We start from the raw sequence: 7,694 nt of genomic DNA on the forward strand, positions 1-7,694 counted from the left end.
AGATGGGCGATGACCTGAGCGAGCTGAGGTGCGGTGGGAAATGCAGCGGGCGTGAGCCCTCCGGTGCGGATTTTGGCCCGGAAGGAGGGCGGAAAATGACGCGCGAAGTGAGCAGTCTCTTCCCAGGAAACTTCGCCGTAAACCTCAAGGCCCTGGGGAAAGGGCGGCAATGGATGGAATTCTCGCTGCAGAGTGGTGGGCGGAATATCTATCGCGGCGACCTCCACTGAGGCATGCGCTTCCCTCCAGTCCTGAAGCTGGGGAATGGCCCTGCTCAGGGGAGCATCTAGAATGACGCTGATCGGTAAGCCAGTCCCTGCCGGAATAAGCGAGATTAGGGCGCCAACCTGGGAGAGAGGGACTACGAATCGTCCGAGCATCCAGGCCTGATCGCTGGATCGATACTGAAGATACTGATGGAGAGCCTCCTGGAGATTGAGCTGTGCAGGGGGAAACAAACCGGCATAGTCAATGAGATGGGAAAGTAGCGCTTCAACCGCTGTAACCATGGCATCTCCTTTACTTGCGAACTTAACGGCAATGAGGGCAACCGTTTCATTGCGTTTAATCTGATTTTTAGCTCCCCCATCTCCCCAGGGGTGAGTCTATATGACTCGGCCTGTTCCACCATCTTACGATGCATGAACTATACTGGTAATTAAGATTCTGATAATTAAGATTCTGAGAGAGTTCATTAACTGTATTTTAGCGTTTTGCTTTAGCTTTTTGTTCGTGGGTGGGTTCAGTTTCCGCCTCAGGCAGGGAAGGTGCAGGGGACAGGACACAAAGGTGGAGCTGTTAACCTGGATCATTGCTGCTAGTGGGGTGCTTAAGAATGCCGACCCAGTTTCCGTTTTTGTGTCTTATTCAGGGGTTTGACCATCTGGAGTTTTATGTGGGCAATGCACAGCAAGCGGCCCATTATTATTCCCAGATGTTTGGGTTTACCCTCACGGCCTACTGTGGATTGGAAAGCGGCGATCGCAAGGCGGCCTCCTACGTCCTAGAGCAGGGCCATATTCGCTTTGTTTTAAGCACGGGGCTGAGCCCTGAACATCCCATCAGCCGAAGCGTCCAGAAACATGGCGATGCGATCGCCGTAATTGCCCTGACGGTGGAAGAGGTCCCCCAAGCCTACCGCATCGCCACGGAACGGGGGGCGGTGGGCGCCATTCCTCCCACCACCGTTGAAGATGCCCATGGCGTTTTTCGCTATGCAGCCATTCGTCTGTATGGGGACGTGCTGCTGAAGTTTATTGAGCGTCGGCAATATTTTGGCCCCTTTGCCCCCGGCTTTGTCCCCCACGTGGTTAAACCCTTACAATCCATGGGACTGATGACCATTGATCATGTCGTTGGCAATGTGGAAGTGGGGGAAATGGATCACTGGGTAGAGTTTCTGGCCCAGACCTTGGGGTTTCAACTACTGGCCCACTTTGACGAAACCACCATTTCGACGCAATATTCAGCGCTGCAATCCAAGGTAATGCAGGATAGCCAGGGTCTGATTAAGCTCCCCATCAATGAACCGGCGGCTGGGCAGCGCAAGTCTCAAATTCAGGAATATCTGGACTATCATCAAGGTCCGGGCATTCAACATGTGGCCCTGAGCACCTCAGGGATTATCGAGAGCGTCACGCGTCTGAAATCTGCCGGGGTCAAGTTCTTAACGGTGCCCTCAAGCTACTACGAAACTCTGGATCAGCGCGTGGGTCCCATTGACGAACCCATTGAAAAGCTGGCGGATCTGGGCATCCTGGCCGATCGCAACGCAGAGGGCTATTTGCTACAAATTTTTACCCAACCCGTGCAGGATCGACCCACGCTCTTTTTTGAAGTCATTGAACGACACGGCTCCCAGGGGTTTGGGGAAGGAAACTTTAAAGCACTGTTTGAAGCCATTGAGCGGGAGCAAGCAAAGCGGGGGAATCTGTGAGATGACATTCTACTACCGGCTCGGCCATATTCCGCCCAAGCGCCATACCCAATTTTGGCAGCCGGAGGGCTCCCTCTATCATGAGGAACTCATGGGAATGCAGGGATTTCAGGGGATTCAGTCCTTGCTGTACCATCTGCGCCCTCCGACTCCAATTCAAGAGATTTTGGCCGGGGATCCTGCTGCGATCAGGCTGGCGCCAACCCCGCTGCTGCATCATTGCCATCTGCGCACCGCGACCGTTCCGGAGGGCGGTGATGCGATCGCCTCACGGGTGCCGCTGTTGGCCAATAGGGATCTTTGCCTTTCGGTGGCCCGGCCAACCCAAGCCATGGACTACTGGTACCGATTTGCCCCGGGCGATGAGCTGATCTTCATCCACAGCGGGCAGGGACAGCTAGAGACCCAGTTTGGTCGCTTAACCTATGCTGCCGGAGATTATCTTCTCATCCCGGCTGGGGTACTGTGGCGATGGATTCCCATGCCTCAGGTGCCTCAGCAGATGCTGGTTTTACAAGTGTGGGGGCACCTAGATCCGCCCCCGCGCTACCGAAACGACCGGGGACAGTTCTTAGAGCATTCTCCCTACTGCGAACGCGATCTGCGTCCCCCTGAGGCCCTAGAAACCCACGACGAGGCTGGATCCTTTGAGGTGCGCGTACTCCACGGCGGCGATCCCACCCAGTTACAAATGACCCGCTATCGCTATGCTCACCATCCTCTGGATGTGGTGGGCTGGGATGGTTATCTGTGGCCCTATACCTTTAATATTGCCGACTTTGAACCGATCACCGGACGCATTCACCAGCCACCGCCGGTGCATCAAACCTTTGCCGGTCCTGGACTGGTGGTTTGCTCCTTTGTTCCCCGACTGTTGGACTATCATCCCCAGGCCATTCCAGCTCCCTACAACCATGCCAACGTGGATTCAGATGAGGTGCTTTACTACGTCTCAGGAACCTTTCTCTCCCGCAGCGGAATTGAATCGGCCTCCCTGACCCTGCATCCACGTGGGCTGCCCCACGGCCCCCATCCGGGTCGCTACGAAACCTCCGTAGGTCAGGACCGGACTGAGGAATATGCCGTGATGATGGATACCGCCCAGCCACTCCAGATGACCCCCCAGGCGATCGCCCTGGAAGATCCTGACTATTCCTATCGTTGGCGAGGTCCCGAACCATGACTTTTACCGTCGTTCCAGCACCTAAGTTAGCGCTATCGCATCGAATTCAAGATCGCCTGGCCCAGGGAGATCTAACCGCGACTCAGGCCAGGGAGTTTCAGCGCTTCTTAACCGATGTGGATCGCAAGCTACTGCACCACCGGATTATCACCCATAATGCCTACACGCACTGGTTTAGCCAGGGGAAGGCCACCGATGCCGAACTGAGGCACTTTATTCGCCAGTTTTCGGTGTTCTCCAACCAGTTTTTAATGGCGGCGCTTCTGAAGGTGATCAACGCCCCCACCTTGGAACAGTCTCGGGCCGGTCGGGAGATTTTGCTCAATGAGCTGGGCGTCATTTACCGTAATCCAGCCCAGCCAATTCAGGCGGGTAGGCCCCTCAGCCCTGAAGACAAGGATCGGCAAGGCGATCCGGAATTGGTCCAGACCCAGGGCACCGTCGATGGCGGCATTTGCCGCTTCCAGGCGGCCCACTTTGAATGGCTGACGGGCGTTGCCGCGGGCCTGGGCCTGGGATTTGCAGACATTGGCAAGCGGCGCCACGGGCGCCCCACAACCCTCCATTTTTGCGAGGCGCTGCAGCGGCTTTATGGCAGCGATGATCCGCAGATTGCGGAAGGGGCCAGCTTTGCGGTGGAAAACTGGGCCGCAGCGGGCTTCTGGCAGCAGTTGGAAGACGGCCTCACCCAGATTAAACAAGCCCGGCATCCACATCTGCGCCTGGCCTTTTTTACCTGGCACAATCGGGTGGAAGCCCAGCATGCCGGGCACACCCTGGAGGAGCTAGAGGCAGTCTATTTTCAGCCGAGTTTTAATCGAGCCAAATTTTTTCAGGGAGGCGCCGAGATTCTAGAGGCGATCGCGGTGTTCTGGGATGGTCTCAACGATGACCGCCTGAATCCAATCTATCGTTAGGGAGGATGGCGATGGCGACCCAACTCTCCCGCGAACAGTTGGTGGCTAGCGGTCTGGATGCCGCTAGCGCTGCAGATCTCCAGATCTTGTTGAATCACTGGCTAGCCGCCCTGACCCCTGTGGACTGCTGGCAACATCTGAGTCAACGATTTTTAACCCCCCACCATCCCTTTGCCCTGCATCAGCTGCTTTTCCAGGCGGCCTATGCCGATTGGGATTTCAGCCAGGGACCTCCTCCGGCCTGGGTGCCAACGCCTGCTGAGATCCAGGCAACTCACATTGCCGATCTCTTGCAAGGGGTTCCGGTGTCCTCTTACCGCGATCTGCATCAATGGTCCGTCCAGCATCGAGCCGCCTTTTGGGACCAGATGATTCAGCGGTTGGGGATTCAATTTCACCAGCCCTATCAGGCGGTGCTGCAGCTTGACCAGGGGATTGAATCGGTGCGTTGGCTGCTGGGAGCGCGCTTAAATATTGCGGAAAGCTGCTTTCAGGCCCCGGCAGATCATCCGGCCATTGTGTTTCAGGCGGAGCAGACCCCCTTAGAGCGCATCACCTACGGAGAACTGCGATCGCTGGCCCATCGCGTTGCCAACGGGCTAATCGAGATGGGGATCAAGCCGGGAGAGGCGATCGCCATTGACCTGCCCATGACCATTGCCGCTGTAGCAATTTATCTGGGAATTGTGCTGGCAGGGGGCGTGGTGGTTTCCATCGCGGATAGCTTTGCAGCCGATGAAATTGCGACTCGTTTGCGAATTGCCAACGCCCAGGCTATTTTTACCCAGGATTCGGTTCATCGTGGCGGCAAATCCCTGCCGCTCTATACAAAGGTAATCGCAGCCAACGCTCCCACCGCCATCGTGTTGGGGAATGCTCGACTGCGCTTTGGCGACTTAAGCTGGACGCAATTTTTAAGTGGCAATGATTCCTTTGAGGCGATCGCTCAGGATCCCCAGGCCCCCACCAATATTTTGTTCTCCTCGGGAACCACGGGGGAACCAAAGGCCATTCCCTGGACTCAAACCACCCCCATCAAAGCGGCAGCAGATGGTTATTTGCACCAGGATATTCATCCGCAGGACGTGATCGCCTGGCCCACAAATTTGGGCTGGATGATGGGGCCGTGGTTAATCTATGCCGGTTTCATCAACCAGGCGACCCTGGCAATTTACGATGGCGCTCCCACCCAACGGGGGTTTGGGTCCTTTGTCCAAGCGGCTGGGGTAACCCTGTTGGGGGTGGTTCCGAGCCTAGTCAAGGCTTGGAGAGCCTCCCACTGTCTCCAGGGATTGAATTGGCGGCGCATTAAGGCCTTCAGCTCCACCGGAGAATGCTCTAATCCTGAGGATATGCTTTATTTGATGGCCCAGGCTGGCTATCGCCCAGTGATTGAATATTGCGGTGGTACCGAAATTGGCGGCGGCTACCTCACCGGGACACTGGTGCAGCCGGCGGCACCCGCCACCTTTACAACGCCAGCCCTAGGGCTAGATCTCAAGATCTTGGACGACAACGGACACCTTGCCCCGCGAGGGGAGGCGTTTTTAGTGCCTCCTTCCATCGGGCTTTCCCAGACGCTGCTAAACCGCGATCACCATCAGGTCTACTATGCCCAGGCTCCAAGGCTACCGATGGAGTCCAGTCCTGGCCCCTGGCGAGAACTTCGCTGCCATGGCGATCGCCTAGAGCAATGGCCCAATGGCTTTTACCGCGCCCTGGGTCGGGTGGATGACACCATGAACTTGAGCGGCATCAAGGTTAGCGCGGTGGAGTTAGAGCAGGTCATCAATGGATCAGCGGGGATTCAAGAAAGTGCCGCCATTGCCCTGGCCCCACCCGATGGCGGGCCTAGTTTACTGGTGGTTTACGTGGTGTTAGACCCAGGGGAGTCCCCCTCGCCAGAGGCACTCCACCGGCACATTCAAGCCCGGCTGCACCAGCATCTCAATCCGCTATTTCGGGTCCATGCGGTACGCCGGGTGGCGGCGCTACCCCGCACGGCTTCCAACAAGGTGATGCGGCGATGGCTGCGGCAGGAGGCGATCCAATCCGGCAACCCTGACCCGGTCAAGGAGGCGAAGGGGGCGTCACCGAGGTTTTAAGAAGACCCGTGGCCACCGATACGCCATAGGCCACCAGCAGCGCGGGGAAGGCATCTTCGACTATGTGCCAGTGGGGGATAGTCTGGGGGCCAGAGCGCGAGGCGCGACCCGCCAGGATTTGCAGATTCGAATAGCAGCGATCGCCCTGCTTGAAGCTAAAGCAGTTGCCGGGAGAGGCCAGCAGGGTTAAAACCTGGAGTCCCAAAACCAGGCCCCAGATCCATCGCTTCACCGTGACGCTGTTGCCACGGTGGCGCCAGGCCAGCAGCCAGCAGAGGATCAGCAGAATGCCGTAGAAGGGGAGCAGCAGGAACAGATAGGCGATGGCGCCCAGAATGGTGTTGGAGGCCATCAGGAAGAGGATAAAGCTCACGGCGAGGTAGAGGGTGAAGCACCAGGCCAAGCGGGTAGCACTCATGGGGAACCTAGGGACGGATGGCTGCATGGGGCTGAATGATGGGCGGGTTGCATAGGTGCGTTATCCTGGCTGGGTTCGGAGGAGGGAGAAGATATGATCTGGCGCTTGCAGACTCAATGATTTTATCGGCTCTATTTTGGATGCTTTTCTGGATTGAGTTTAGCTTTAGAGAAAGCGTGATTGCATCACCCTAACTGGGCGCTAGGGGACCTAAGCCTCACCCTTGAGCAGGCCAAAAATAGCGGTGGTTCCGGCAAGGGCGATCGCGTTGCTGGTATTGCTGATTTGCCGTTGCAGGTCGGTTGGGTTTTCTAGAGAGGCCAGGGACAAGCTCGTGATTCCGGCACTGGTGGTGATTACGGTTGTGAGAAGAATGAGCAGCGGGTTTTTCATAAGCGTCAATCTTATTGAACATGTTCTAAGTCTCTCAAAGCTTAATGGGGTAGGCTGTTCAGTCTTTGTTCATGAAATGTCCAAGTTTCTTTCAATCTGTTCAAGTTTGTTCACCGCGCTAAAATTTTTGCTGGGCTAGAACAATGGATAGACCAGAAAAATGGCGCGATCGCGAACATTAGTCTTACAAACTTGGACAGAGGCGAACAATGCTTTGAACCTACATTTCGAGGGGAATAAATCGGAGCTAGCCAGGAAATTGAAGATATCGCGTACGACGGTAACCAACTTTTTTAATGGCCAACCTGTCAGCGATGGTTATTTTCGGAAAATTTGTCTGCAACTACGAATAAACTGGGAGACGGCCTCAAGATGCCACGAAAATCAGCGCGATCAATCCAAAGTATTGGAGCAAACTAAGCAGGATCTTGAGGATCTGATTCAGCGGCTTCGGGAGGGGATTCATGCAGATATAGTGTGGCGATGCGGCACGATGCAGGTCTTGGATATGACACAGCCGGTTGGCTTAGGCGATATCTATACGGATGTAAATATTCTAGAAAAGCCAACGGCGCTAAATCGACGTGAAATTCCAGAACTGCTGGAGAATTACAAAATTGAGGACGCAAAGGCATTTAATCGTATTGGCTTCGGCAAAATCAAAGGGGCACCTCGAAAAATTGCTTTAGTGACATCAAGATGGGATCCTAGAGAGCAGATATCACGCTGGAAAAGCTTGGGA

At 55.6% G+C, this 7,694-nt stretch carries 7 protein-coding genes and 1 pseudogene; 5 read left to right on the forward strand and 3 right to left on the reverse strand.

What is annotated here, in order from left to right:
- Positions 1–509: hypothetical protein (locus QQ91_RS02590; protein WP_236096257.1), on the reverse strand; the 509-nt coding region annotated here is incomplete at its 3' end.
- 326 nt (positions 510–835) lie between these two features.
- On the opposite strand from QQ91_RS02590, the gene hppD reads away from it, so the two are divergent.
- Genes hppD through QQ91_RS02610 form a run of 4 tightly spaced genes read left to right on the forward strand, consistent with a single transcriptional unit; the run spans position 836 to position 6,141 of the window.
- Positions 836–1,936 (forward strand): 4-hydroxyphenylpyruvate dioxygenase, encoded by a 1,101-nt coding sequence (hppD, locus tag QQ91_RS02595; RefSeq protein WP_166283873.1) that lies wholly within the window; start codon positions 836–838, stop codon positions 1,934–1,936.
- Between the two features lies 1 nt (position 1,937).
- The gene (locus tag QQ91_RS02600) at positions 1,938–3,119 is read left to right on the forward strand and encodes a homogentisate 1,2-dioxygenase (protein ID WP_166283875.1); all 1,182 of its coding nucleotides are present in this window, start codon (positions 1,938–1,940) and stop codon (positions 3,117–3,119) included.
- Positions 3,116–4,036, forward strand: a complete 921-nt coding sequence (locus QQ91_RS02605) for a hypothetical protein (RefSeq protein ID WP_166283877.1) — start codon at positions 3,116–3,118, stop codon at positions 4,034–4,036. The genes QQ91_RS02600 and QQ91_RS02605 overlap by 4 nt, the downstream gene beginning before the upstream one ends.
- A gap of 11 nt (positions 4,037–4,047) precedes the next feature.
- Positions 4,048–6,141 (forward strand): AMP-binding protein, encoded by a 2,094-nt coding sequence (locus QQ91_RS02610; protein ID WP_166283879.1) that lies wholly within the window; start codon positions 4,048–4,050, stop codon positions 6,139–6,141.
- Here QQ91_RS02610 and QQ91_RS02615 read toward each other — a convergent pair.
- Both QQ91_RS02615 and QQ91_RS02620 read right to left on the reverse strand, forming a co-directional pair.
- Positions 6,107–6,559, reverse strand: a complete 453-nt coding sequence (locus QQ91_RS02615) for a hypothetical protein (protein ID WP_166283881.1) — start codon at positions 6,557–6,559, stop codon at positions 6,107–6,109. The two genes, QQ91_RS02610 and QQ91_RS02615, sit on opposite strands and share 35 nt — an antisense overlap.
- Before the next feature lie 210 nt (positions 6,560–6,769).
- A complete protein-coding gene (locus QQ91_RS02620; protein ID WP_166283883.1) occupies positions 6,770–6,952 on the reverse strand; it encodes a hypothetical protein in 183 nt (60 codons plus the stop codon).
- A 160-nt stretch (positions 6,953–7,112) separates the two neighbouring features.
- On the opposite strand from QQ91_RS02620, the pseudogene QQ91_RS02625 reads away from it, so the two are divergent.
- Positions 7,113–7,694 (forward strand): annotated as a pseudogene (locus QQ91_RS02625) (hypothetical protein); the annotation flags it as partial.

Source organism: Lyngbya confervoides BDU141951, assembly GCF_000817775.3.
Taxonomy (GTDB): Bacteria; Cyanobacteriota; Cyanobacteriia; order Thermosynechococcales; family Thermosynechococcaceae; genus Lyngbya; species Lyngbya confervoides.